Source organism: Streptomyces sp. AM8-1-1 (assembly GCF_032229325.1).
In the GTDB taxonomy this organism is placed as follows: domain Bacteria; phylum Actinomycetota; class Actinomycetes; order Streptomycetales; family Streptomycetaceae; genus Streptomyces; species Streptomyces achmelvichensis.
On the sequence record NZ_CP135086.1, the window covers coordinates 1978335 to 2001832 of the forward strand.

Below are 23498 nucleotides of genomic sequence, written 5' to 3' on the forward strand. Positions count from 1 at the left end.
AGGAACCCGGTTCTGAAGGCGGCGACTGCCCGTGGCATGGAGATCTACAGCTCAACGATGCACAGGCGATACAAGAACCACTCTTCTCCTCCCTGAGGGATCTCGCAACGCGGGAGAACCGGGGACAGACCCGGCAGATCACCCCTGACGGACTCTCACCTGTGACGCAGCACCGAAGGGGCTCATGGCACCCGCTCCCACTCCGAAATCAAGGGAGACCGGTGTCATACGACAGGCCTGCGGGACCCGTCTCCTGAGCGAACAGCCCCGTCCTCGCAGACACTTCAAGGAGCGCCCCATGCCCAGGAATCGCACCCGTCTCGCCGCCGCCGGCCTCGCGCTCGTAGGAGCCGCCACCATGACCGGTGTCGCCGCGGGGACCGCCCACGCGGGGGCTTCGGGGTTCTACGTGTCGTTGCAGCCGAACAGCAACGTCCGTACAGGACCCTTCGTCGTGGCCAGACTGCTCACCAACACGGGCCCCACGGTGGACCGCTTCTACATGGACGGCGTCTGCTACCTGGAAGGCGACCGCGTCACGGCCGGCGGCTACACCACCGACATCTGGTACCGGGGAACGGTCTTCGACAGTGCCTCTCCCGCCACCTATCGGACCGCTTGGGTGTGGGGCGGCAATGTGAACATCGGGAAGGACCCCTCGGACTCCGTCGACCAGTGCTGACATCCCCCGGCGACGAGCCCCCGGTCGCCCTCGGCCCTTCGGCCGCGTCCCGTGCGTCGCACGCTCACTCCTCCCCCGGCGCCTTGCGCCGGATCCTCACCGCCATCAGGGCCACGTCGTCCTCCGCGTGCGCCGCGTCCAGCTCACGCAGGACCTCGTCCACCAGGTCGTCCAGCGAGCCCTTCGGGTCGGGGCGGACCGCGGCCAGGCGGGCGAGGGAGGCGTCGATGTCCTCGCCGCGGCGCTCCACCAGGCCGTCCGTGAACAGCAGGAGCGTGTCCCCCGGGTCGAGGGCGCGGGACAGGATGTCGTAGCCGCCGAGGCCCGTGCCGAGCGGGGGGCCGACCGGGACGCGGATCAGGTCCGCGACTCCCTCGCGGTTGAAGACCACCGGCGGGAGGTGGCCGGCGCTGGAGAAGGTGGCGAGCCCTCGGGCGGGGTCGAGGCGGGCCAGCAGGCAGGTCGCCGGGCGGCGGGTGTCGGCGTCGGAGATGTCCTGGTCGAGGCGGCGCAGGACGCGGTGCGGCGGGAGGTCGGCGGAGGCGAAGTCCCGCAGGGCCGAGCGGTAGCTGTTCATGTCGACCGCGGCCTCGACGCCGTGGCCCATGACGTCGCCCATGGCCAGCAGGGTGCGGCCGAAGTGCAGCCGTACGGTCTCGAACCAGTCGCCGCCCACCAGCGTTCCCATGCCCGAGGGCAGGTAGCGGGTGGCGAGCTGGAGGTTGGGGTGCGGCAGGCCGGGGTCGGTCAGCAGGGCCCGCTGGAGTTCGACCGCCGTGCGCTGGGCCTGGGCGAACATCCGGGCGTGCTCGATGGCGACGGCCGCCCGCCGGGCCGCGGACTGGGCGATCAGCAGATCGCGGTCGGTGAAGTCCCCCTCGGCGCGGGCGAGGGTCACGGCGCCCAGGACGCGGCCCTTCAGCGTGAGCGGCAGGGCGAGCCGTCCTTCGACGAGGACCGGGCGACCGCGCAGGACGGCCCGGGGCGGGTGGTCCGGCAGCAGTTCGACCCTCCCGGCGGAGGCCACCCGGTCCGCCACGGGGCTGGTGTGGGCCGCCGGATCCTCCGGCAGCAGGTCGACGGCGGCCGCGTCGGCCAGTTCGGTGTGCAGGAAGCTGACGACTTCCGATGAGGTGGCCCGCTCGTCCAGGGTCGTGCCGATCCGGTCGGCGGCCTCGGCGATGCGGAGCCGGTCGGCCGTGGTGACGGTCTCGGTGACCAGCACCACCACACCCAGTACCTCGCCGTGGACGGTGAGCCGCTCCCAGGTGCAGCGCGTGGCGGGCGTAGCGAACGAACGGGTGTGGCCATCGGCGAGCACGGCGGCCGGCAGGGGTGCGGCGCCGACGCTGAGCGCCGCGCGGGCGCTGATGCCGCGGCCCTCCAGACCCGCGCGTACTTCGCCCGAGATCCGGCAGTAGGACGGGTCGGCGAAGAGGTATTTCATGTCCGTATCGAGCACGGCGAGACCCACCGCCTGGGACGCACCCCCGTCTCCGTCAGGCGAGTCGGCACGCACACGATCACCTCCTCCGTCACCGGCGATGATCTCAGTCTCGTGCGCCCCACGGGACACCGCATCCGGCCTGCCGACCGTGGGACGGAAGGGCCTGGTAAGGGGGGGTGGTGGCAGGAGGTGACGACGGGCGGGTGGTGTCAGGGGCCGGGGGTCACACCGCCCTTCAGCCGTTCCAGGTCGGAGGGACGGACCTGGATCACCAGGAGAGCGATCACGGCGGCGATCAACGTGAAGATCGCGGCCACCACGAAGGCCGCGGAGACCCCGGAGGTCAGCACCTCGTCGCCCCAGTGCGCCGGCAGCTGCCCCGTCCGCTGGAAGATCAGCCGTTCCGCCGGGGTGGCGTTGGTCATGAAGTCCGCGATCTGGTCCTCGGCCTCGTTGCGGCTGGCGGTGCCGAACACCGTGACCAGGATGGACAGTCCCAGTGAACCGCCCACCTGCTGGGTGGCGTTGAGGAGGCCGGAGGCCGCTCCCGTCTCGGCCGGCGCCACTCCCGAGACCGCCATCAGCGTCAGCGAGACGAACTGCATGCCCATACCGAGGCTGAAGATCAGCATGGGTCCGAGGATGCTGCCGAGATACGTGGAGTGGATGTCGGTCTGCGTCAGCCAGCCGAGCCCCGCCGCGGCGAGGATCGCACCGGTCACCATGAAGGGTTTCGGCCCGAATCTCGGCAGGAGTTGGGAGGCAAGTCCCGCGCCCACGGCGATGACGGCGCTGACGGGCAGGAAGGCGAGACCGGCCATGAGCGGGCTGAAGTCGAGGACGTTCTGGACGAAGAGCGTGAGGAAGAAGAACATGCCGAAGATCGCTGCCGCGAGGCTCAGCATGATGCCGTACGTGCCCGCGCGGTTGCGGTCGGCGAACATGTGCAGCGGTGTGATGGGCTGGGACGAGCGGCGCTCGACCATGATGAACGACGCGAGCAGCACCACCGCCGCCGCGAACGAGCCGAGCGTGACCGGATCGCGCCAGCCTTCCTGGGCGGCCCGGATGAAGCCGTAGACCAGCGCGACCATGCCGAGGGTGGAGGTCAGTGCCCCGAGGAGGTCGAAGTTTCCGGGGTGGCGTTCGGACTCGTTGATGTGCCGGGGGGTCAGCAGCACGATGATCAGGGCGATCGGCACATTGACGAAGAACACCCAGCGCCAGTTGAGCCATTCGACGAGCATGCCGCCCGCGAGCAGGCCGATCGCTCCGCCGCCCGCGGACACGGCCGCGAACACGCCGAACGCCCGGTTGCGGGCCGGGCCTTCGGGGAACGTCGTGGTGATCAGCGAGAGAGCGGTCGGCGACGCGATGGCGCCGCCGACGCCCTGGAGGGCGCGTGCGGCGAGGAGTTGGGCCTCGTTCTGGGCGAATCCGCCGAGGAACGAGGCGAGTGCGAAGAGCAGCACACCGAAGATGAAGACCCGGCGCCGGCCGAGGATGTCACCTGCGCGTCCGCCGAGCAGGAGCAGTCCGCCGAAGGTCAGGGTGTAGGCATTGACCACCCAGGCCAGGCTCGTCGTGGAGAAGTCCAGCGAGCTCTGGATGTGGGGGAGCGCGATGTTCACGATGGTGATGTCGAGAACCACCATGAGCTGGCAGGACGCTATGACGAGAAGAGCTATTCCGTGGCCTCCGCCGGAGTCCGGCGTGGTGGCCGGCGAGGCGGGTGTCGGCTGCGAGCTCGTCATGGCGCATCGTGCCCTCACACAGCGGTGAGCAGACGGTTCCGTCCACTCATCGACGGTAAACCCGGGCACCCGGCGCCACCAGTCGATCAACAGCCCCCGGCGGTGGGCTCCGCGGTGAACGCGCGCAGGGCGCTCGCGAGCCGCTGCGGCTGGTCCTCCGCGACGAGGGTACGGCTGTCGTCGATCTCCAGCAGGCGTCCCCGGGGCAGCAGTTCGGCCAGCCGCCGGCCGTGCTCACGCGGCATCATCCGGTCCTCGGTGGCCCAGACCACCAGGGCGGGACGGCCGAAGGCCCGCAGTCCGTCGACTGCTTCGAGCAGTTCGGTCCTGCGGACGGCGTTGCCGTAGCGCCGGAAGTCGGCCCGGATCGCCTTGTCGGTCAGCAACGGCCGCAGCCAGGCGTCGACGACGTCGTCCGGTACTCCGTGCTTGGTGAGCGCGCCGAAACCGACGGGCAGCCGGCGCAGCGGCTTCAGAGCGAGCGTGCGCACCAGCAGGCCGACACCGCCCGGGACTTTGCAGGCCGCCGAGATCATCTTGCCCGGCAGACCGGGCGGGTAGTTGTCGAAGGCCTCGCAGGAGATGAGCACCAGCCGCGCGAGCCGTTCCGGATGCCGGCCGGCGACGGTCTGGGCGCGTCCGCAGTCGCTCTCGACGAGGGTCACTTCGCGCAGACCGAGCCTGTCCAGGAACTCCGCGATCAGCTCGTTGACGGAGTCGGGGCTCAGCGGGACGTCCGGGCGCATGGGCGTGCGGTGGGCACCGTAGGGCAGGGTCGGGGCGATGCAGCGGTGGTCCCGGCGCAGATCCGCGATCACCTTGCGCCAGACCGTCGCGTCGTGGACGAGACCGTGCAGCAGAACGACGACGGGACCGGAACCGCCGGTGTCCTCGTAGGCGATCGTCCCGGCCCGCAGCTCGATCTCCGGCATGGCATGTCCCCCTGGTCCCAGGTCGTCACGGCGTCACGGCGTCACGGCGTCGCGGGGAGGGCGTTACGGCAGGACCGCCATGCCGTCGAGCTCCACCATCGCCTGCTCGTCCCAGAGCCGCACGACACCGATGACGGCCATCGCGGGATAGTCACGGCCCGCCAACCGCCGCCAGATGGTGCCCAGTTCGTGCGCGTGGGCGCGATAGTCCTCGACATCGGTGGCGTAGACGGTCACCCGGGCCAGGTCCTGCGGTGCTCCGCCGGCGCCTGCGAGGGCCGTCAGCAGGTTGGCCAGAGCCGTCTCGAACTGTTCGGTGAGGGTCTCCCCCACGACCTTCCCGCCCATGTCCAGCGAGGTCTGTCCGGCGAGGAACACCAGCCGGGACCCCGTCGCCGTGACGGCGTGCGTGAAGCCGGTGGGCGGCGAGAGCTCGGCCGGGTTGTGGCGGTGCAGGCTCATACGGGCGGCTCCTTGGCGGCGTGCGGCTTCCCGGCGTACAGCTCCTTGGCGATGATCGAGCGCTGGACCTCGGTGGCACCCTCGTAGATCCGGGGAGCCCGCACCTCACGGTACAGATGCTCCAGCAGATGGCCACGCTGCAGCGCACGCGCGCCGTGGAGTTGAACGGCCGCGTCGACGACGAACTGCGCCGTCTCCGTCGCGAGAAGCTTCGCCATCGCGGAGCGCTTGGGCACATCGGCGGCGCCGTCGTCGTACGCCTCGGCCGCCGCGTACACCAGCAGCCGGGCCGCCTCGGTGCGGGTCGCCATCTCGGCGACCCGGTGGGCGACGGACTGGAGGTCCTTGAGCGGGCCGCCGAACGCCGTGCGGCGGGCGGTGTGCTCCACCGTGGCGTCGAGGGCCGCCTGCGCCATACCGACGGCGAAGGCACCGACGCTGGGCCGGAACAGGTTGAGGGTGTTCATGGCGACGCGGAAGCCGCGGTCGGGCTCGCCGAGCATGTCGTCCCGGGTGACCGGTACGCCGTCGAAGGTCAGGGCCCCGATCGGGTGCGGCGAGAGCATCTCCAGCGCCTGTCCGCCGAGCCCCGGCCGGTCGGCAGGTACGAGGAAGGCGGTCACCCCGCGGGCGCCCGCGCCCTCGGTGGTGCGGGCGAAGACGGTGCAGAAGTCGGCCTCGGGGGCGTTGGAGATCCAGCGCTTCTCGCCGGTCAGCCGCCATCCTTCGCCGTCCGGTTCGGCCCGCAGCGCGAGGGCGGCCGCGTCCGAGCCGGCGTCCGGCTCGCTCAGCGCGAAGGCGGCGACGGCGCGGCCCGCGATGACCTCGGGGAGCCATCGTTCCTGCTGGGCGCGGGTGCCGGCCTGGACGACCGGGTACGTGCCGAGCCCCTGGAGGGCGAGTGCGGTCTCGGCCTCGGTGCAGCCGTGGGCGAGCGATTCGCGCAGCAGGCACAGTTCCAGCGCGCCCGCTCCGAAGAGACGGGCGAGGAGGCCGCGCTCGCCGAGAGCGGCGACCAGGGGGCGGTTCACCCGGCCCGGTTCGCCCTTCTCCGCCAGCGGGCGGAGCGTCTCGGCCGCCAGGGTGCGCAGCTCCGCACACCAGGCGGTCTGAGCCGGATCGAGCGAGAATACGGGCATTCGTGCCCCCACTTCGACGGCCGGGGGTCCGGCGGTGGCCCCCGGAGAAGCACAATATCGCGGACCATTGACTGTCGTCACCTTAACGATACGCTCCATTCACGACCCCACGACGAGAAGGGGGCGCACCATGGAGCTGACACCCTCGGCCCACGTCGACACCTTTCCGCGCGACCACCTCCCGCCCGCCGGGCAGTGGCCGGAACTCCTCTTCGAGCTGCCCGCTCTGCACCATCCCCAGCGGCTCAACTGCGCCGCCGAGCTGCTGGACCGCACGATCGACCGCTTCGGGGCCGACAGGCCCGTCTTCCGTACCGGAGGGGGCGAGACCTGGTCGTACGGAGACCTGCGCGAGCGGGTCGACCGCATCGCCCGCACCCTCACGACCGACCTCGGGGTCGTCCCGGGCAACCGCGTCCTGCTGCGCGGCCCCACGACACCGTGGCTCGCGGCCTGCTGGCTGGCCGTGCTGAAGGCGGGTGCGGTCGCCGTCACCGTGCTGGCCCAGCAGCGGGCGGGAGAACTGGCCACCGTGTGCGAGATCGGCGCGGTCAGCCATGCCCTGTGCGACATCCGCTCGCTCGACGACCTGGCGAAGGCCGAGGTGCCGGGGCTGCGGATCACCTCGTACGGCGGCGACTCCCCCGACGACCTGCTCCAGCTGGCCGCCGGGCAGTCCGCGGAGCCGTTCACCGCGGTGGAGACGGCCGCCGACGACGTCGCGCTGATCGCCTTCACCTCCGGCACCACCGGCCGCCCCAAGGGGTGCATGCACTTCCACCGGGACGTGCTGGCCGTCGCGGACACCTTCTCCGCGCAGGTGCTGAAGCCGGAGCCGGACGACGTCTTCGCCGGCAGCCCGCCGCTCGGCTTCACCTTCGGCCTGGGCGGGCTGGTGATCTTCCCGATGCGGGCGGGTGCCTCCGCGCTCCTGCTGGAACAGGCGGGTCCGCTGCAGATGCTGCCGGCCATCGCCGAGCACCGGGTGTCGGTGCTGTTCACCGCTCCGACCGCCTACCGCGTGATGCTGAACAACCTGGACGCGCACGACGTCGGCTCGCTGCGCCGCTGCGTGTCCGCCGGTGAGAACCTCCCGTCCGCCACCTGGCAGGACTGGCTGGAGCGGACAGGTCTGCGCATCATCAACGGCATCGGCGCGACCGAACTGCTGCACATCTTCATCTCCGCGGCCGACGAGGACATCAAGCCGGGCACGACGGGCATCCCCGTGCCCGGCTGGCAGGCACGGGTGGTGGATCGTTCCGGCACACCGGTCCCGGACGGCGAACCGGGGCTGCTCGCGGTCCGCGGCCCGATCGGCTGCCGCTATCTGAGCGACCCCCGGCAGCTGGACTACGTGCGCGACGGCTGGAACCTCACGGGCGACACCTATGTGCGCGACCCGGACGGCTGGTTCCGCTATGTCGCCCGCGCCGACGACATGATCATCTCCGCCGGCTACAACATCGCCGGACCCGAGGTCGAGGAGGCCCTGCTGCACCACCCGGACGTCGCGGAGGCCGCGGTCATCGGGCGGGAGGACGGACTGCGCGGGCAGATCGTGGTGGCGTACGTCGTCCTGAGCGACGGGGTCTCCCGGGGCGAGGAGACGGCGGCCGCGCTCACCGAGTCGGTCAAGGACCGGCTCACGCCGTACAAGTGCCCCCGCGAGATCGTCTTCCTCGACGCGCTGCCGCGCACCCCGACCGGCAAGCTGCAGCGCTTCCGGCTGCGGGCCCTAGAGTGATCACGTGGCCGACCAGCACACCCCCCGTTCCCTGATCGTCACCCTCTACGGCGCGTACGGACGTGAACGGCCCGGGCCCCTGCCCGTCGCCGAGCTCATCCGGCTCATGGCGGTACTCGGCGTGGACGCGCCCTCGGTGCGCTCGTCCGTCTCCCGTCTCAAGCGCCGCGGACTGCTGATCGCCGGCCGCGCGCCCGACGGCGCGGCCGGATACGCGCTGTCCGATGACGCCCGGCAACTGCTCGACGACGGCGACCGGCGCATCTACGAGCCGCCGGCGCCGCTGCTCACGGACGGCTGGGTGCTGGCCGTCTTCTCGGTCCCCGAGGCCGAACGCCACAAGCGGCATCTGCTGCGTTCGCGGCTGGGCCGTCTCGGCTTCGGGTCGGCGGCGCCGGGGGTGTGGATCGCCCCGGCCCGGCTGTACCAGGAGACCCGGCACACGCTGCGCCGCCTCCAGCTCGACCCGTACGTCGAGCTCTTCCGCGGTGAGCACCTCGGCTTCGCGGCCACGGCGGAGGCGGTCGCGCGCTGGTGGGACCTGGGAGCGATCGCCAAGCAGCACGAGGAGTTCCTCGACGCGCACGAGCCGGTGCTGCGGATCTGGTCCGCGGGGCACACGGGCTCGCCCGAGGAGGCGTACCGGGACTATCTGCGGGCGCTCGACTCCTGGCGCCGGCTGCCGTACGTGGACCCCGGGCTGCCGCTCGAACTGCTCCCGGAGGGCTGGCCGGGCGGCCGTTCCGCCGAGGTGTTCACCCGTCTGCACGAGCTGCTGCGGGACGCGGGAGCGGTCTTCGTCGAGACGTGAGGGTGGTCAAGGCCGGGGCGGCGGGCGCCGGTCGGAGCTCGTCGGCCCCCGCCCTCCGTGCCATCCGCCTCAGCGCAGCGTGAGCCTCGGTTTGGGAGCGTCCGTACGGCCTGTCGGCGGCTTGCGGCTGCCCGCGCCGTACGGCAGCGGCCAGGGCGCGCCCGGGCCCGAGTAGTCCTGTTCGGCCGCCGCGTGCAGCGTCCAGTGCGGGTCGTAGAGATGAGGGCGGGCGAGGGCGCAGAGGTCCGCGCGGCCGGCCAGCAGCAGCGAGTTGACGTCGTCCCAGGACGAGATCGCTCCGACCGAGATGACCGGTACGCCGAGGGTGTTGCGGATCCGGTCGGCGTACGGCGTCTGGTACGAGCGGCCGTACTCGGGGCGTTCCTCGGCGACGACCTGTCCGGTGGAGACGTCGATCGCGTCGGCGCCGTGGGCGACGAAGGCCCGGGCCATCTCCACGGCGTCCTCGGCGGTCGTGCCGCCTTCCGCCCAGTCGGTGGCGGAGATACGCACGGTCATGGGCCGGTCGTCGGGCCAGATGTCCCGCACGGTGTCGAAGACTTCGAGGGGGAAGCGCAGCCGGTTCTCCGGCGATCCCCCGTACGCGTCCGTGCGGTGGTTGGTGAGCGGCGAGAGGAACCCGGACAGCAAATAGCCGTGCGCGCAGTGGAGTTCGAGGAGGTCGAAGCCGCTGCGGACGGCTCGGCGGGCCGCGTCCGCGAACTGTTCGCGGATGTCCGCGAGTCCCGCACTGTCCAGTTCTCGCGGGATCTGGTTGACGCCCGGGCGGTACGAGAGCGGTGAGGCGGCGACGAGCGGCCAGTTGCCGGTGGGCAGCGGCTCGTCGATGCCCTCCCACATGAGCTTCGTGGATCCCTTGCGGCCGGAGTGGCCCAGCTGCACACCGATGGCTGTACCGGGCGCCTGCTGGTGCACGAAGTCGGTGATGCGGCGCCAGGCCGTCGCGTGCTCCTCGGTGTACAGGCCCGTGCAGCCGGGTGTGATGCGGCCCTCCGCGCTCACGCACACCATCTCGGTCATGACCAGCGCGGCGCCGCCGAGGGCCCGCGCGCCGAGGTGGACGAGGTGGAAGTCGGCGGGCAGCCCGTCCGTCGCGGAGTACATGTCCATCGGCGAGACGACGACCCGGTTGCGCAGTTCGAGGCCGCGCAGCCGGAGGGGGGTGAACATGGGAGGCGTGGCGGGCGGACACCCGAAGTCCTTCTGGACGTCGTCGGTGAACGCCGGATCACGCAGCCGGAGGTTGTCGTGGGTGACGCGGCGGCTGCGGGTCAGCAGGTTGAAGGCGAACTGCCGCGGCGGCTGGCCGAGATAGGTGCCGAGCTCCTCGAACCAGCGCAGGCTCGCGGCGGCCGCCCGCTGGGTCGACTCCACGACCGGCCGGCGCTCGCTCTCGTACGCGGCCAGTGCCTCGTCGAGCGTCGGCTGCTCATCGATGCAGGCGGCGAGGGCGAGTGCGTCCTCGACGGCGAGCTTGGTGCCGGAGCCGATGGAGAAGTGGGCGGTGTGCGCGGCGTCGCCCAGCAGCACGGTGCGGCCGTGGGACCAGCGGTCGTTGACGACCGTCCGGAAGGCGATCCAGGCGGAGTTGTTGCTCCGCAGCGGCCGGCCGTCGAGGGCGTCGGCGAAGATCTTGGCGCAGCGTTCGGTGGACTCCTGCTCGTCACAGGCGTCGAAGCCCGCCGCCCGCCACACCTCCTCGCGCATCTCGACGATGACGGTGGAGGCGTCTGGCGAGAAGGGGTAGCCGTGGAGCTGCATCGCGCCGTGCTCGGTCTCGGCGATCTCGAACCGGAACGCGTCGAGGGCGAAGTCGGCGGCCAGCCAGATGTAGCGGCACCGGTGGGTGGTGATCCGGGGCGCGAAGGCGTCGGCGTGTGCCTCGCGGGTGAGGCTGTTGACCCCGTCGGCCGCGATGACGAGGTCGTGCGTGGCGGCGAGTTCGGCGGCGGGAGGCGCGGGGGTGCGGAAGCGGATCCGTACGCCGAGGGACTCGCAGCGCTCGTGCAGTATCCCCAGCAGTCTGCGCCGGCCCAGCGCGGCGAAGCCGTGGCCGCCGGAGGTGAGGGTGCGGCCGCGGTGGACGATGTCGATGTCGTCCCAGCGGACGAACTCGTCCTGGAGCGCGCGGTAGATGACGGGGTCGGCGTGCTCGATGCCGCCGAGGGTCTCGTCGGAGAGGACGACTCCGAAGCCGAAGGTGTCGTCGGGGGCGTTGCGCTCCCAGACGGTGATGTCGCGGGCAGGATCGAGCCGCTTGAGCAGGGCGGCGGCGTACAGACCGCCGGGTCCGCCGCCGATGACGGCGACGCGCAGGGGGCGCGGGCCGGTGCCGGTGCCGGTGGAGTCCGTCCCGGGCAGCGGGGTCCCAGCGGGCCGGCCGGAGGTGCGGGGTTCTTGACCGCCGGCGGCCGGGTTCGCCGGTCCTACGGCATCCGCGGGGTTCACCGGCCCTGCCATTTCGGCGGACGCTTCTCGGTGAAGGCCGCGTGGAACTCCGCGTAGTCCTCGCCCGTCATCAGCAGGGCCTGCGTCGAGGCGTCGAGCTCCACGGACGCGGCGAGCGGCATGTCCAGTTCGGCGGTCAGCAGCGCCTTGGTCTGGGCGAGGGCCAGCGCCGGGCCGTCGGCGAGACGGCGGGCGAGTTCGGCCGCGCGGGCGTCCGCGTGGCCCTCGTCCGTCAGCTCGCTGATCAGTCCGATGCGTTCGGCCTCGGGGGCGCGCACCGCTTCGCCGAGCATCAGCAGCCGGGTGGCGTGTCCGAGGCCGACGACGCGCGGCAGCAGATAGGCGGCGCCCATGTCACCGCCCGAGAGCCCGACCTTCGTGAACAGGAACGCGAACCGGGCGGACGGGTCGGCCACCCGGAAGTCGGAGGCCAGCGCGAGCACGGCGCCGGCGCCGGCGGCGACCCCGTGGACCGCCGCGATCACCGGGAAGGGGCACTCACGGATGGCCCGGACGACCTGCCCGGTCATCCGGTTGAAGTCGAGCAGCTGCGCGGTGTCCATGGAGAGCGTCGCGCCGATGATCTCGTCGACGTCGCCGCCGGAGCAGAAGCCGCGGCCCTCACCGGCGAGCACCAGCGCCCGCACGGAGCGCTCGCGCGACAGCTGGGCGAGCAGATCGCGCAGATCGGCGTAGGCGCCGAAGGTGAGGGCGTTCAGTTTCTCGGGCCGGGCGAGCGTGACGGTCGCGACGCCGTCCTGCGTGGTGACGCGCAGATGACGCCATGCGTCCGCGCGCGGCGCTGAGCTGGGAAAGGGGCTCATGGAGTGGTGCCTCCCTCGGCCGGCGGTCCTGCCTGCCCTTCGAAGCTATCACTCGTACGTGACTGCCGTCACGAGTGCGCTATACGACAGGACCGGGCGGACACCGAGGCTGTGATGTGCGCGACAGAGGTGGCGTGACACGGCAATGGTCCTGTAGCGGTTGTGACACAGGTCCTGATCGGGGTGGCCTGCGCCCCTTGTTCCCGCAGCCGCGATTCCTATGGTGGAGAGCAGGACCCTCACCTCGTGAACGGACCCACCCAGAGCTGACCCCTGAATGGACCCTGCCTTGCTCGATGCCTCCGGCCCCGCCTCGTGGCGCATCGCCCTGCCGCACACCACGGCAGCGGTGCCCATCGCGCGTGCCCTGATCCGCACGGCGCTCGCGGAGATCGAGGCGACGGCGGACAGTGACACGGCGGAGCTGCTGACGGCCGAGCTGGTGGCGAACGCCGTGGAGCACACCCCCAGCGAGTCACCCATAGAGCTGGTGGTGGAGCTGCTCGCGGGCGGCTGCCAGGTGGAGGTCCATGACGGTGATCCGGCGCCGCCGGGGGATCTGTGCCGGATCGCCGTGCCGGGCGGTGAGCCGGACCCTTGGCAGGAGCACGGGCGCGGACTGCTGCTGATACGGGCCCTGAGCTCGGACTGCGGGCACCGGGCGACCGCGGAGGGCAAGGCCGTCTGGTTCACGCTGCCGTCGCGGACCTGACGCGGTTCCCCCCGCATGACTATCCGGAGATACCGGCGCCGGCGGGTCCCGCCAGCGTGGCGACCAGGACCGCCTTGATCGTGTGCATACGGTTCTCGGCCTCGTCGAAGACGACGGAGTGCTCCGACTCGAACACCTCGTCCGTCACCTCCAGTTCGCCCAGACCGTACGTCTCGTGGATCTCCCGGCCGACCGCGGTGCCGAGGTCGTGGAACGCGGGCAGGCAGTGCAGGAACTTCACCTCCGGGTTGCCCGTCGCCCGCAGGACGTCCATGGTCACCGCGTACGCCGCCAGCGCCTTGATGCGCTCGGCCCAGATCTCCTTGGGCTCCCCCATCGACACCCAGACATCGGTGGCGACGAAGTCCGCACCCCGGACACCCTCGGCGATGTCCTCGGTCAGGGTGATGCGGGCACCGCTGGACTCCGCGGCAGCGCGGGCTCGGGTCACGATCTCGTCGGCCGGCCAGTAGGCCCGTGGTGCGGCGATCCGCACATCCATGCCCAGCAGGGCGCCGGTGACCAGATACGAATTGCCCATGTTGAAGCGGGCGTCGCCGAGGTAGGCATACGCGATCTCCCCGAGCGGCTTGCCGCTGTGCTCGACCATGGTGAGCACATCGGCGAGCATCTGGGTGGGGTGCCAGTCCGCGGTGAGGCCGTTGTAGACGGGCACCCCGGCGAACCGTGCCAGTTCCTCGACGGTGGCCTGCGCGTCACCGCGGAACTCGATGGCGTCGAACATCCGGCCGAGGACCCGTGCGGAGTCCCTGGCGGACTCCTTGGTGCCGATGTGGGAGCTCGACGGGTCGATGTACGTCGTCGCGGCGCCCTGGTCCGCGGCCGCGACCTCGAACGCACAGCGTGTACGTGTCGAGGCCTTCTCGAAGATCAGCGCGATGTTCTTACCGCGCAGCCGCTGCACCTCGGTACCGGCCCGCTTGGCAGCCTTGAGCTCGGCGGCCAGCTCGACCAGACCGCGGAACTCCTCCGCGGTGAAGTCGAGCTCCTTGAGGAAGTGGCGGCCTTCGAGATGTATGGCCATGGCGGCTGCTCCTGGGTCGCGAAAATGCGGTGACCATGGAAGTGTATACGAGAGGCTGTATTGCTATACAGCATCCCTCTCGACCGGGCAGCTCATGCAGCGCGGCCCGCCCCTCCCCCGCCCCAGTTCGCTGCCGGGGATCTCGATCACTTCGATGCCCTGTTTGCGCAGATGTGTGTTGGTGGTGACATTGCGTTCGTACGCGACGACGACGCCCGGCTCCACCGCGAGAACGTTGCACCCGTCGTCCCACTGCTCCCGCTCCGCCGAGTGCACGTCCTGCGTCGCCGTGAGGACGCGGATCTCCTTGAGGCCCAGCGCCGCGGCGATCGCGCTGTGCATGTGCTCGGGGGGATGGTCGCTCACCTTCAGACCGCTCGAACCGTCCGCGGGCTCGATGGTGTACGAGCGCAGCATGCCGAGGCCCGCGTACTGCGTGAAGGTGTCCGCGTCGACCATGGTCATCACGGTGTCGAGGTGCATGAAGGCGCGTCTCTTCGGCATGTCCAGCGCCACGATCGTGCGTGCCGATCCGGCCGCGAACAGCCCACGCGCCAGCATCTCCACCGCCTGCGGTGTGGTGCGCTCGCTCATCCCGATCAGCACCGCGCCGTTGCCGATGACGAGCACGTCGCCGCCCTCGATGGTGGAGGGGTAGTCGTCCTGCCCCTCCGACCAGTGGTGGAACGGTCCGGCCTGGGAGCCGGTGAACAGCGGGTGGTACTTGTAGATCGCCTCGAAGTGGACCGTCTCGCGCTGCCGGGCGGGCCAGCGCATGGCATTGATCGAGACCCCGTCGTAGATCCAGGCCGACGTGTCGCGGGTGAACAGGTGGTTGGGCAGCGGGTCGAGAAGGAAGTCGTCCAGGTCCATCACATGGAAACGCACGGACGTCGGCTCGGGGTGACCGGCGAGGAACTCCCGCTTGGTCATCCCTCCGACCAGCGCCTCGACGAGATCGGGCGTCGGCAACTCGTCGAAGGCGACCCTGAGGTGGTCGGTGGCGAGCGGACCGTACTCCTTCTCGTCGAAGACCCGGTCCAGCACGATCTTGCGTGCCTCGGGGATGTCCAGCGACTCGCGCAGCAGATCGCCGAAGAGGTGCACCTCCACCCCGCGGTCACGCAGTATGTCCGCGAACCCGTCGTGCTCGTGGCGGGCTCGGCGCACCCACAGCACGTCGTCGAAGAGCAGCGCGTCCTTGTTGCTCGGAGTGAGGCGCTTCAGTTCGAGGTCGGGCCGGTGCAGTATGACCCGGCGCAGCCGCCCGGTCTCGGAGTCGACGTGGAATCCCATGTCCCCATCCTCACCGCGCAATGCGCCGTTCACCCGGCGAATGGCCAGTCAAACGATGAATCCTGATGCTTGCCGCCGCCGCATCGGGCATTTCGACGGCGTTTCTCCCTCGCGCACGGATACCCGCACACCGTTGTACGGGCTCGACTGCCTGCGTGCCGGTCCGGAGTCCGCCGTGACGGCGGACCCGGACCGGGCAGCGGCGGCGGATCCGGCCGCCGCGGCCCGGCCCCCGCCCGGCGGGAAATCAGAGCCGCGGGTCCACCGGCTCCGACTCCAGTGCCAGCACCGCGAACACCGCCTCGTGGACCCGCCACAGCGGCTCCCCGTCGGCCAGCCTGTCCAGCGCCTCGAGACCGAGCGCGTACTCCCGCAGCGCCAGCGAACGCTTGTGGTTCAGGAACCGGCCGCGCAGGCGCTCCAGGTTCTCCGGGCGGGTGTACTCGGGGCCGTAGATGATCCGCAGGTACTCACGGCCGCGGACCTTGATGCCCGGCTGCACCAGGCGGCCCTTCCCGTCGCGGGCGAGCGCTCCGAGCGGCTTGACGACCATCCCCTCGCCGCCCCGCCCCGTCATCTCCAGCCACCAGTCGACCCCGGACGCGACCGAGGACGCGTCCGCCGTCTCCACGACGAGCCGGCGGGTGACCTGGAGCAGACCGGTGGGGTCGTGCTCCACCAGGCGGTCCAGCCAGACCAACTGCTCGTCGTGCGGCACGGCCGCGAGCGAACGCCCCCGCACGGCGAGGATCTGGAACGGCGCGAGACGCACCCCCTCCAGCCCCTCGGTCGTCCAGCAGTAGCGCCGGTACGCGTCGGTGAACGCGGCCGCGTCGGCGGCCCGTTCGCGCTGCGTGGCCAGCAGGCCGTCGACCGGGACGCCGCGCCCGACCGCCTTCTCGAGGGCGGCCGTGGCACCCGGGAACACCGCCCCGGCCGCGGCACCGACCGCCGCGTACTGCGAGCGCAGCAGCCCCGCGGCCTTCAGCGACCACGGCATCAGCTCCGCGTCGATCAGCAGCCAGTCCGTGTCCAGCTCGTCCCAGAGCCCCGCCTCGGTCACGGCCGTCCGCAGCCGGTCCAGGATCTCCTCGGTGACGGCCGGGTCGTCGAAGAAGGGCCGGCCGGTACGGGTGTGCAGGGCGCCCGTCGGTCCCTCGACCCCGAACCGCTCGCGCGCGGCAGCGGCGTCGCGGCACACCAGCGCCACCGCCCGCGAACCCATGTGCTTCTCCTCGCACACGACCTTCTCGACACCGTCCGCGCGGTACTGCGCGAACGCCTCGACGGGGTGCTCCAGAAAACCCTCCGCCTTCGAGGTGGCCGTCGGTGCCATCGTCGGCGGCAGATAGGCCAGCAGCCGAGGGTCGACGGCGAAGCGGCTCATGACCTCCAGCGCCGCCGCCGCGTTCTCCTCGCGCACACCGATCCGTGCCATGTGCCGGGTCTCCACGACCCGGCGTCCCTGGACGTCGGCGAGATCCAGCGGCCTGCCCTCCCGTCCGCCCGGTGCCTCGGTGAGCAGGGGCCGGACCGGCTCGTACCAGACCTTCTCGGCCGGTACGTCGACCAGTTCACGCTCGGGCCAGCGCAGCGCCGTCATCTTTCCGCCGAACACCGCGCCGGTGTCGAGGCAGATGGTGTTGTTGATCCATGAGGTGCTGGGGACCGGGGTGTGGCCGTAGACCACAGCGGCGCGTCCCCGGTAGTCCTCGGCCCACGGATAGCGCACGGGCAGCCCGAACTCGTCGGTCTCGCCGGTCGTGTCGCCGTACAGCGCGTGCGAGCGGACCCGGCCGGAGGTGCGGCCGTGGTACTTCTCGGGCAGTCCGGCGTGACAGACGACCAGGTTCCCCCCGTCCAGGACGTAGTGGCTGACCAGGCCGTCGATGAACTCCCGTACCTCCGCCCGGAACGCGTCGTCCTCCTTGTCCAGCTGCTCGATCGTCTCGGCCAGTCCGTGGGTGTGCTGGACGTTGCGTCCCTTGAGGTAGCGGCCGAGCTTGTTCTCGTGGTTTCCGGGCACGCACAGCGCGTTGCCGGAGGCGACCATGGACATCACACGGCGCAGGACGCCGGGGCTGTCCGGACCGCGGTCGACCAGGTCACCGACGAACACGGCCGTACGCCCCTCGGGGTGCACGCCGTCGCTGTAGCCGAGCGCGGCGAGCAGCGTCTCCAGCTCGGAGCTGCAGCCGTGGATGTCGCCGATGATGTCGAACGGCCCCGTCAGATGGGTGAGGTCGTTGTAGCGCCGCTCCAGGACGACTTCGGCGGCCTCGACCTCCTCCACGCTGCGCAGGATGTGGACCTTGCGGAAGCCCTCGCGCTCCAGGCCGCGCAGGGAGCGGCGCAGTTCGCGGCGGTGACGCGAGATGACGTGGCGGGGCATGCCGGCACGGTCGGGACGTGCGGCATTGCGTTCGGCGCACACGTCCTCCGGCAGGTCGAGGACGATCGCGATGGGCAGCACGTCGTGCTGCCGTGCCAGCTGGACGAGCTGACGACGGCTCTCGGACTGCACGCTGGTGGCGTCGACGACGGTCAGCCGCCCGGCGGCGAGCCGCTTGCCCGCGATGTAGTGCAGGACGTCGAAGGCGTCGCCGCTCGCGCTCTGGTCGTTCTCGTCGTCCGCGACGAGTCCCCGGCAGAAGTCCGAGGAGATGACCTCGGTGGGCTTGAAGTGCTTGCGGGCGAAGGTGGACTTGCCCGACCCGGTGGCGCCGATGAGCACGACGAGGGACAGGTCGGTGACGGGGAGCACGCGCTTCGCCGGCGCGGCGGTGGTACTCGTCGTGGTCATGCGGCCTTCGCCTCCTTCTCGGTCCCGGTGGTGTCGTTCGTGGTGTTGTTCCGACTGTCGGTGTCGCGCTTGCTGCCGCTGTCGTTCGTGGTGTCGTTCCCGGTGTCGCTCTTGCTGTCGTTCCTGGTGTCGTTCCTGGTGAACACGGCCATCTGGGTCGGCGGTCCGACCTCGGGGTCGTCGGGCCCGACGGGGACGAACGCGACGCTGTAGCCGTCACGTTCGGCGACGCCCGTCGCCCAGCCGCGGAACTCCTCACGGGTCCACTCGAACCGATGGTCGCCGTGGCGGACATGTCCGGCGGGCAGCGTCTCCCAGCGGACGTTGTACTCGACGTTCGGCGTCGTCACGATCACGGTCTGCGGCCGGGCGGACCCGAACACCGCGTACTCCAGGGCGGGCAGCCGCGGCAGGTCGAGATGCTCGATGACCTCGCTGAGAACAGCCGCGTCATAGCCGGTCAGCCGCTTGTCGGTATAGGTGAGCGAGCCCTGCATCAGCCGGACGCGCGCGGCCTGGCGCTCGCCCATGCGGTCCAGCTTCAGCCGCCGCCCGGCGATGGTCAGGGCGCGTACGGACACATCGACGCCGACGATCTCGGTGAAGCGCACGTCCTTGAGCAGCGCCTGCACCAACTGGCCCTGCCCGCAGCCCAGGTCGAGCACCCGGCTCGCACCGGCCGCGCGCAGCGCTTCGAGGATGGCGTCCCGCCGCTGCACGGCGAGCGGCACGGGCCGGTCCTCGGTGTCGGTCGTCTCGTCGACGGCGTTGTCCACGGCCTCGACCTCGAGGTCGTCGGCCTCGGCGAGGCGGACCAGTTCGAGACGTTCCATCGCCTGCCGGGTCAGCCCCCAGCGCCGTGACAGATAGCGGCTGGTGATGAGCTTCTGCTCCGGGTGCTCGGCCAGCCATCCCTCGCCCGCCCGCAGCAGTTTGTCGACCTCGTCGGGAGCGACCCAGTAGTGCTTGGCGTCGTCGAGCACCGGCAGCAGCACATACAGCTGCCGCAGCGCGTCGGAGAGCCGCAGGTCCCCCTCCAGCACCAGCTGTACGTAGCGGGAGTCTCCCCACTCCGGGAACTGCTCGTCCAGCGCCACCGGCCGCGCGTCCACCGAGGTCCAGCCCAGCGGGCCGAACAGCTTCCGCACCAGTTCGGCGCCACCGCGCGCGGGCATGGCGGGCACCTCGATCCGCAGCGGCAGAGGTGCCTCGGCCCGCTCGGGAAGCGCGGCGCACACGCCCCGCAGGGCGCTCTTGAACACGGTGGTCATGGCGACGGAGAGCAGCGAGGACGCGGCGTACGGGCGGTCGTTGACGTACTGCGCGAGCGCCGCGTCGGGCGCGCCGCCACGGCCCTTGCCCTTGCCACGCCGCACGAGCGCCACCGGATCCACCTCCAGCAGAAGTGCGGCAGTGCACCGCTCGGCGGACGCCTCGGGGTAGAAGACGTGCGCCGTGCCGTGCGAGGTGGAGAACGTCTGCGCCTTGTCGGGATGCTTGTGCAGCAGAAAGCCGAGGTCGGTCGCGGGACGCTCTGGGGTGCCGGTGGTGCTGATCGTCAGGAACACCCGTCCGAGTATGGCCGTATTCACCGGTCCCGACCAGGGAATTCCCCGTCGGACGGAAGCCGGGCGACGGGGCGGCGGCGGGCCGCACCGCACCTGCGGTTGCTTCGGGTGCCGGGGAGTCGGGACGGATAATCCGCATGCGTTCCGGCCGCCCCGCGTGCTACTTCAGCGCCCATGGACGACCTTGTGACAGCGCGGCTCGTACTGCATCCGATGAGCCCCGGCGACGCGGAACGCGTGGTGGCGGGCGAGCCGGACTGCGGCGACCGCTGGGCGCCCGGATACCCGGCCGACGGGGACATGGCCGGAGCCAGGCGCTTCCTGGATGTGTGCGCGAGCACCGGTGATCCCCAGCCCTTCGGCGCCTATGAGATCCGGCTGCGCGAGGACGGACGGGCGATCGGCGGGACGGGCTTCCACGGCCCCGCGGACCACAGCGGCAGCGTCACGATCGGCTACGGCCTGATCCCGTCGGTGCAGGGCAAGGGGTACGCCTCCGAGGCGCTCCGCGCTCTGCTGGCGTTCGCCCGCGCACGCGGCATCACCTGCGTGCAGGGTGACACCGACCGCGACAACATCGCGTCCCAACGCGTCATGGCCGCAGCCGGCATGGAGCAGTTCGCGGAGGACGAACGCCTGACGTACTACAAGATCACCTGGCCCGACGCGGCGCCGGCCGAACCACGCGCCTGAGGGCTGTCCAGCTGATCGCGTCCGCGTATGCGACGGTCGACCGGTCACGACCTACCGGCAGGGTTCAGCCGCCGCCACGTGTGAGGGCGGCGACGCGGGCGATCGTGTCGGGACCGACCCGGCAGCAGCCGCCGATCAGGCGGGCGCCCGACGCCGACCAGTCCGGTGAGCGGGCGGGATCGTAGGTCGGCCCGCCCCGCCAGCGCCGCGCACCGGCGTCCCACCGCTCGCCGCTGTTGGGATAGACGACGACGGGCTTTCCGGTCACCGCGGCCACCTGCTCGACCGCGGGGCCGGCGTCGTCCGGCTCGCAGCAGTTGATGCCCACCGCGATCACCTGGTCATGCCCGGCGGCCGGTGCACAGGCGGCTGCCAGCGGCTGGCCGGCCCGGGTCCGGTCACCCGCGATGCTGTACGACAGCCACACGGGAATCCCGCAGCCGTCGACCGCGCGCAGCAGCGCCTCGGCCTCGTCGAGGTCCGGCACCGTCTCCAGGGCGAGGACATCGGGCCCCGCGTCGGCCAGGGCCTCGATCCTGGGCCGGTGGAAACGCTCCAGCTCCCGCACGGACAGCCCGTACCTCCCGCGGTACTCGCTCCCGTCGGCGAGCATCGCCCCGTACGGACCCACCGAGGCCGCCACCCACACCTCGTTCCGTGTCGACTCGGCGGCGGCCCGGGCCCGCTGCACGCTGCGGGCGAACAGCCTCGCCGCCTCGGGACGGCGCACGCCGTGGCGGGCGAAGCCTTCGAACGTCGCCTGATAGCTGGCGGTGATGAGGACCTGCGCACCCGCCCGGACGTACGCGGCGTGGGCCGCCTCGATCTGGTGCGGATCGTCCGCGAGCAGCCTGGCCGACCAGAGGTCGTCGGACAGGTCGCATCCCTGGGCCTCCAGTTGGTTGGAGAGCCCTCCGTCGAGGACGACGGTGCCTTCGGCGAGGGCGGCGGCGAGCGAACGGGCGGGCTGCACGGGAGTCAGCTCAACTGGGGCTGGACCTGCGCGGAGATCAGCTCCAGGTGTTCCAGGTCGTGCAGGTCCAGGACCTGGAGGTAGAGCCGGGACGCGCCGATCGCCTCGTACCGCCCGATCTTGTCGACGACTTCGGCGGGCGAGCCGGCCAGTCCGTTCGCCTTGAGCTCGTCGACATCCCTGCCGATGGCAGCGGCTCGGCGGGCCACCTCGGCGTCGTCCTTGCCCACGCAGACGACCAAGGCGTTGGAGTACACCAGGTCGCCGGCCGCGCGACCGGCCGCCTCCGCGGCGGCGCGGACCCGGCCGAACTGGCGCTCGCTGTCCTCGATGGAGGCGAAGGGGATGTTGAACTCGTCGGCGTACTGCGCGGCGAGGCGCGGGGTGCGGGTCGCCCCGTGTCCGCCGATCAGCACCGGCACCTTGCCGTGTACCGGCTTGGGCAGCGCGGGCGAATCGGTCAGCTGGTAGTGCCGGCCCGTGTGGGAGAACGTCTTGCCGACCTCCGTCGCCCAGAGCCCGGTGACGATCGCGAGCTGCTCCTCCAGCCGCGCGAACTTCTCCTTGGGGAAGGGGATGCCGTAGGCCCTGTGCTCCTCCTCGAACCAGCCGGCGCCCAGGCCCAGCTCGACCCGGCCGCCCGACATCTGGTCGACCTGGGCCACCTGGATGGCCAGCACCCCCGGAAGCCGGAAGGTGCCCGCCGTCATCAGGGTCCCGAGCCGGATACGGCTGGTCTCCCGGGCGAGCCCGGCCAGGGTGATCCATGCGTCGGTGGGCCCGGGCAGCCCGTCGGCGGAGCCCATGGCGACGTAGTGGTCGGACCGGAAGAAGGCGTCGAAGCCGAGGTCCTCGGTCGCCTTGGCAACGGTCAGCAGGGTGTCGTAGCTCGCCCCTTGCTGGGGCTCGGTGAAGATTCGAAGATCCATACATCCATCCTGCACCTTCGAGGGTGAGTCAACCCCACCGTCGCGGCCAGGCCCGCCCTGCCACGGTCGGGTGAACACGCCCCGGTGCACAGGACCGGTCGTGGCGCACCGGCACCCGCACCCGAGCCGCGTCCGGCACGCGAGACCGCGCCGCCTCCGGCACGCACCCGGACCGTGCCCTGCCCGGCACCCGCATCCAAGCCCGCGTCACCCCCGGGCGCCCCAAAGGTTGTCCCGCGCCCCGCACCCACACCCGAGCCGCGTCCGGCACACGAGCCCGCGCCAGCCCCGGCACCCGCACCCGCACCCGCACCCGCACCCGCACCCGCACCCGCACCCGCACCCGTCACGATGTACCCGCCGCCGAGTCCACCGCGTCCGGCATGACCACCGGCCCGGACGTCACCGGCGTTTCTGATGCGCCCGGCAGCTCCGACGGCCCGGACCTGCCGGGCGGTACCGGCGGCCCGGACTGCCCGGACGCGCCACCCGGGCACGACGGACCGGCCCCGGACGGCTTCGTCAGCCGCTCGGCCGGAGAGTCACTCCGAACGGACGGGGTAGCCGCAGGTCCGGCTCTCCCTCTGACCGCATCAGGCGGTCTCGCCGCTTCCCGCGCCGTCAGCCGGCGCAGCATCCCGCGCACCCGGTCGTTCGACTCGTCGGCCGCGTCTATGGCCTCGATGCACTGCCAGTACAAACCCTCCTCGTCGGTGCCGCAGGCCACACCGACCAGGGCGATCCCCACATCGCCCAGCAGCGCGCCGAGTGCGATCAGCGTCTCCCGTGCGTCGGCCACCCCGGAGAGCTGCGCGGCTCTGATCCCGGCGCTGCGGACGGCCGGGTGGTCCAGCGCCACACCGCCGCCTCCGCCGATCTCGCTGAGCCCGCGCGCCTCGCCTCTCACCTCCAGTGGCCCGTGGGCCGCCAGCCTGTCTCCGATCGCCTGGGCGAGGGCCTGGGCCTGCCAGGCTTCCGCCACGATGTCCGGCACTTCCCTGCTCTGCACCAAGGCATGTCGACTCGCGTCGATGAGCCGCTCCGCGTCCATGAACGCCGCCCCCGTTCGTACGACTTACTGCCCACTCAGTTCATTACCCAGAGTGAAGGCGGTTGAGCCTGAACGCCAGAGGAATTCGGAAATCTGTGGACAGCCAGGCGGTTGTGGATAAGTAGACAACTCCGGAGAGTGACAGAAGCATGATCAACAGG

General features: G+C 71.4%; 18 protein-coding genes and 1 pseudogene. 5 read left to right on the top strand and 14 right to left on the bottom strand.

All coding sequences use genetic code 11. The features are described 5' to 3' along the window. Positions 1 to 298: 298 nt before the first annotated feature. On the top strand, positions 299 to 682 hold the full coding sequence (locus tag RPQ07_RS08980; protein WP_313943559.1) for a hypothetical protein: 384 nt from the start codon (positions 299 to 301) through the stop codon (positions 680 to 682). 64 nt (positions 683 to 746) lie between these two features. Here RPQ07_RS08980 and RPQ07_RS08985 read toward each other — a convergent pair whose 3' ends face one another. The 5 genes from RPQ07_RS08985 to RPQ07_RS09005 all read right to left on the bottom strand — a co-directional run bounded on the left by RPQ07_RS08985 (position 747) and on the right by RPQ07_RS09005 (position 6416). Further along, a complete protein-coding gene (locus tag RPQ07_RS08985) occupies positions 747 to 2201 on the bottom strand; it encodes a GAF domain-containing SpoIIE family protein phosphatase (RefSeq protein ID WP_313943560.1) in 1455 nt (484 codons plus the stop codon). Positions 2202 to 2338: 137 nt separating this feature from the next. After that, the gene (locus tag RPQ07_RS08990; RefSeq protein ID WP_313943561.1) at positions 2339 to 3883 is read right to left on the bottom strand and encodes an MFS transporter; all 1545 of its coding nucleotides are present in this window, start codon (positions 3881 to 3883) and stop codon (positions 2339 to 2341) included. Between the two features lie 86 nt (positions 3884 to 3969). Next, positions 3970 to 4815 (bottom strand): alpha/beta hydrolase, encoded by an 846-nt coding sequence (locus RPQ07_RS08995; protein WP_313943562.1) that lies wholly within the window; start codon positions 4813 to 4815, stop codon positions 3970 to 3972. 63 nt (positions 4816 to 4878) lie between these two features. After that, positions 4879 to 5277 (bottom strand): RidA family protein, encoded by a 399-nt coding sequence (locus RPQ07_RS09000; protein WP_313943563.1) that lies wholly within the window; start codon positions 5275 to 5277, stop codon positions 4879 to 4881. Beyond that, positions 5274 to 6416 carry an acyl-CoA dehydrogenase family protein gene (locus RPQ07_RS09005; protein ID WP_313943564.1) on the bottom strand — a complete coding sequence of 381 codons (1143 nt, stop codon included), beginning with the start codon at positions 6414 to 6416 and terminating at the stop codon, positions 5274 to 5276. Before RPQ07_RS09005 ends, RPQ07_RS09000 begins: the two co-directional genes overlap by 4 nt. Before the next feature lie 130 nt (positions 6417 to 6546). On the opposite strand from RPQ07_RS09005, the gene RPQ07_RS09010 reads away from it, so the two are divergent. Next, positions 6547 to 8163, top strand: a complete 1617-nt coding sequence (locus tag RPQ07_RS09010; RefSeq protein ID WP_313943565.1) for an AMP-binding protein — start codon at positions 6547 to 6549, stop codon at positions 8161 to 8163. 4 nt (positions 8164 to 8167) lie between these two features. Continuing rightward, positions 8168 to 8974, top strand: coding sequence for a PaaX family transcriptional regulator C-terminal domain-containing protein (locus RPQ07_RS09015; protein WP_313943566.1), 807 nt, complete (start codon positions 8168 to 8170; stop codon positions 8972 to 8974). 69 nt (positions 8975 to 9043) lie between these two features. Here RPQ07_RS09015 and RPQ07_RS09020 read toward each other — a convergent pair whose 3' ends face one another. Beyond that, on the bottom strand, positions 9044 to 11455 hold the full coding sequence (locus RPQ07_RS09020; RefSeq protein WP_313943567.1) for a bifunctional salicylyl-CoA 5-hydroxylase/oxidoreductase: 2412 nt from the start codon (positions 11453 to 11455) through the stop codon (positions 9044 to 9046). Next, entirely contained in the window at positions 11440 to 12267 is an 828-nt protein-coding gene (locus tag RPQ07_RS09025; RefSeq protein ID WP_313943568.1) for an enoyl-CoA hydratase family protein, read from the bottom strand. The genes RPQ07_RS09020 and RPQ07_RS09025 overlap by 16 nt, the downstream gene beginning before the upstream one ends. Before the next feature lie 277 nt (positions 12268 to 12544). On the opposite strand from RPQ07_RS09025, the gene RPQ07_RS09030 reads away from it, so the two are divergent. After that, a complete protein-coding gene (locus RPQ07_RS09030) occupies positions 12545 to 12979 on the top strand; it encodes an ATP-binding protein (RefSeq protein ID WP_328862005.1) in 435 nt (144 codons plus the stop codon). Positions 12980 to 12998: 19 nt separating this feature from the next. Here RPQ07_RS09030 and argF read toward each other — a convergent pair whose 3' ends face one another. The 4 genes from argF to RPQ07_RS09050 form a co-directional block, all read right to left on the bottom strand. Further along, complete coding sequence (gene argF / locus RPQ07_RS09035; RefSeq protein ID WP_313943570.1) at positions 12999 to 14024, bottom strand: ornithine carbamoyltransferase; 1026 nt, start codon at positions 14022 to 14024, stop codon at positions 12999 to 13001. A 63-nt stretch (positions 14025 to 14087) separates the two neighbouring features. Beyond that, complete coding sequence (locus tag RPQ07_RS09040; RefSeq protein ID WP_313943571.1) at positions 14088 to 15320, bottom strand: arginine deiminase; 1233 nt, start codon at positions 15318 to 15320, stop codon at positions 14088 to 14090. 247 nt (positions 15321 to 15567) lie between these two features. Next, positions 15568 to 18123, bottom strand: a complete 2556-nt coding sequence (locus RPQ07_RS09045) for a polynucleotide kinase-phosphatase (RefSeq protein ID WP_313943572.1) — start codon at positions 18121 to 18123, stop codon at positions 15568 to 15570. Continuing rightward, positions 18120 to 19691: a 3' terminal RNA ribose 2'-O-methyltransferase Hen1 gene (locus RPQ07_RS09050; protein WP_313943573.1), complete on the bottom strand. Its 1572-nt coding sequence runs from the start codon at positions 19689 to 19691 to the stop codon at positions 18120 to 18122. The genes RPQ07_RS09045 and RPQ07_RS09050 overlap by 4 nt, the downstream gene beginning before the upstream one ends. A 174-nt stretch (positions 19692 to 19865) precedes the next feature. Between RPQ07_RS09050 and RPQ07_RS09055 the strand changes: the two genes are divergently transcribed. Next, a complete protein-coding gene (locus RPQ07_RS09055; RefSeq protein ID WP_313943574.1) occupies positions 19866 to 20384 on the top strand; it encodes a GNAT family N-acetyltransferase in 519 nt (172 codons plus the stop codon). A gap of 64 nt (positions 20385 to 20448) precedes the next feature. Here the strand turns inward: RPQ07_RS09055 and mmuM are convergent, their stop codons facing one another. The 3 genes and pseudogenes from mmuM to RPQ07_RS09070 form a co-directional block, all read right to left on the bottom strand. After that, entirely contained in the window at positions 20449 to 21357 is a 909-nt protein-coding gene (gene mmuM / locus RPQ07_RS09060; RefSeq protein WP_313943575.1) for a homocysteine S-methyltransferase, read from the bottom strand. 5 nt (positions 21358 to 21362) lie between these two features. Next, the gene (locus RPQ07_RS09065) at positions 21363 to 22286 is read right to left on the bottom strand and encodes an LLM class F420-dependent oxidoreductase (protein ID WP_313943576.1); all 924 of its coding nucleotides are present in this window, start codon (positions 22284 to 22286) and stop codon (positions 21363 to 21365) included. Between the two features lie 556 nt (positions 22287 to 22842). Next, positions 22843 to 23337: pseudogene (locus tag RPQ07_RS09070) on the bottom strand (DUF6099 family protein); the annotation flags it as partial. Positions 23338 to 23498: the final 161 nt, after the last annotated feature.

What these genes read in the sequence shown, in the direction of transcription:
- RPQ07_RS08995 (WP_313943562.1), bottom strand. Translation starts at nt 4,815, where the DNA reads ATGCCGGAGATCGAGCTGCGGGCCGGGACGATCGCCTACGAGGACACC.
- argF (WP_313943570.1), bottom strand. Translation starts at nt 14,024, where the DNA reads ATGGCCATACATCTCGAAGGCCGCCACTTCCTCAAGGAGCTCGACTTC.
- RPQ07_RS09065 (WP_313943576.1), bottom strand. Translation starts at nt 22,286, where the DNA reads ATGGATCTTCGAATCTTCACCGAGCCCCAGCAAGGGGCGAGCTACGAC.
- RPQ07_RS09025 (WP_313943568.1), bottom strand. Translation starts at nt 12,267, where the DNA reads ATGAGCCCCTTTCCCAGCTCAGCGCCGCGCGCGGACGCATGGCGTCAT.
- RPQ07_RS09030 (WP_328862005.1), top strand. Translation starts at nt 12,545, where the DNA reads ATGGACCCTGCCTTGCTCGATGCCTCCGGCCCCGCCTCGTGGCGCATC.
- RPQ07_RS09000 (WP_313943563.1), bottom strand. Translation starts at nt 5,277, where the DNA reads ATGAGCCTGCACCGCCACAACCCGGCCGAGCTCTCGCCGCCCACCGGC.
- RPQ07_RS09045 (WP_313943572.1), bottom strand. Translation starts at nt 18,123, where the DNA reads ATGACCACGACGAGTACCACCGCCGCGCCGGCGAAGCGCGTGCTCCCC.
- RPQ07_RS09055 (WP_313943574.1), top strand. Translation starts at nt 19,866, where the DNA reads ATGGACGACCTTGTGACAGCGCGGCTCGTACTGCATCCGATGAGCCCC.
- RPQ07_RS08990 (WP_313943561.1), bottom strand. Translation starts at nt 3,883, where the DNA reads ATGACGAGCTCGCAGCCGACACCCGCCTCGCCGGCCACCACGCCGGAC.
- RPQ07_RS09040 (WP_313943571.1), bottom strand. Translation starts at nt 15,320, where the DNA reads ATGGGATTCCACGTCGACTCCGAGACCGGGCGGCTGCGCCGGGTCATA.
- RPQ07_RS09005 (WP_313943564.1), bottom strand. Translation starts at nt 6,416, where the DNA reads ATGCCCGTATTCTCGCTCGATCCGGCTCAGACCGCCTGGTGTGCGGAG.
- RPQ07_RS09010 (WP_313943565.1), top strand. Translation starts at nt 6,547, where the DNA reads ATGGAGCTGACACCCTCGGCCCACGTCGACACCTTTCCGCGCGACCAC.
- RPQ07_RS09020 (WP_313943567.1), bottom strand. Translation starts at nt 11,455, where the DNA reads ATGGCAGGGCCGGTGAACCCCGCGGATGCCGTAGGACCGGCGAACCCG.
- RPQ07_RS08980 (WP_313943559.1), top strand. Translation starts at nt 299, where the DNA reads ATGCCCAGGAATCGCACCCGTCTCGCCGCCGCCGGCCTCGCGCTCGTA.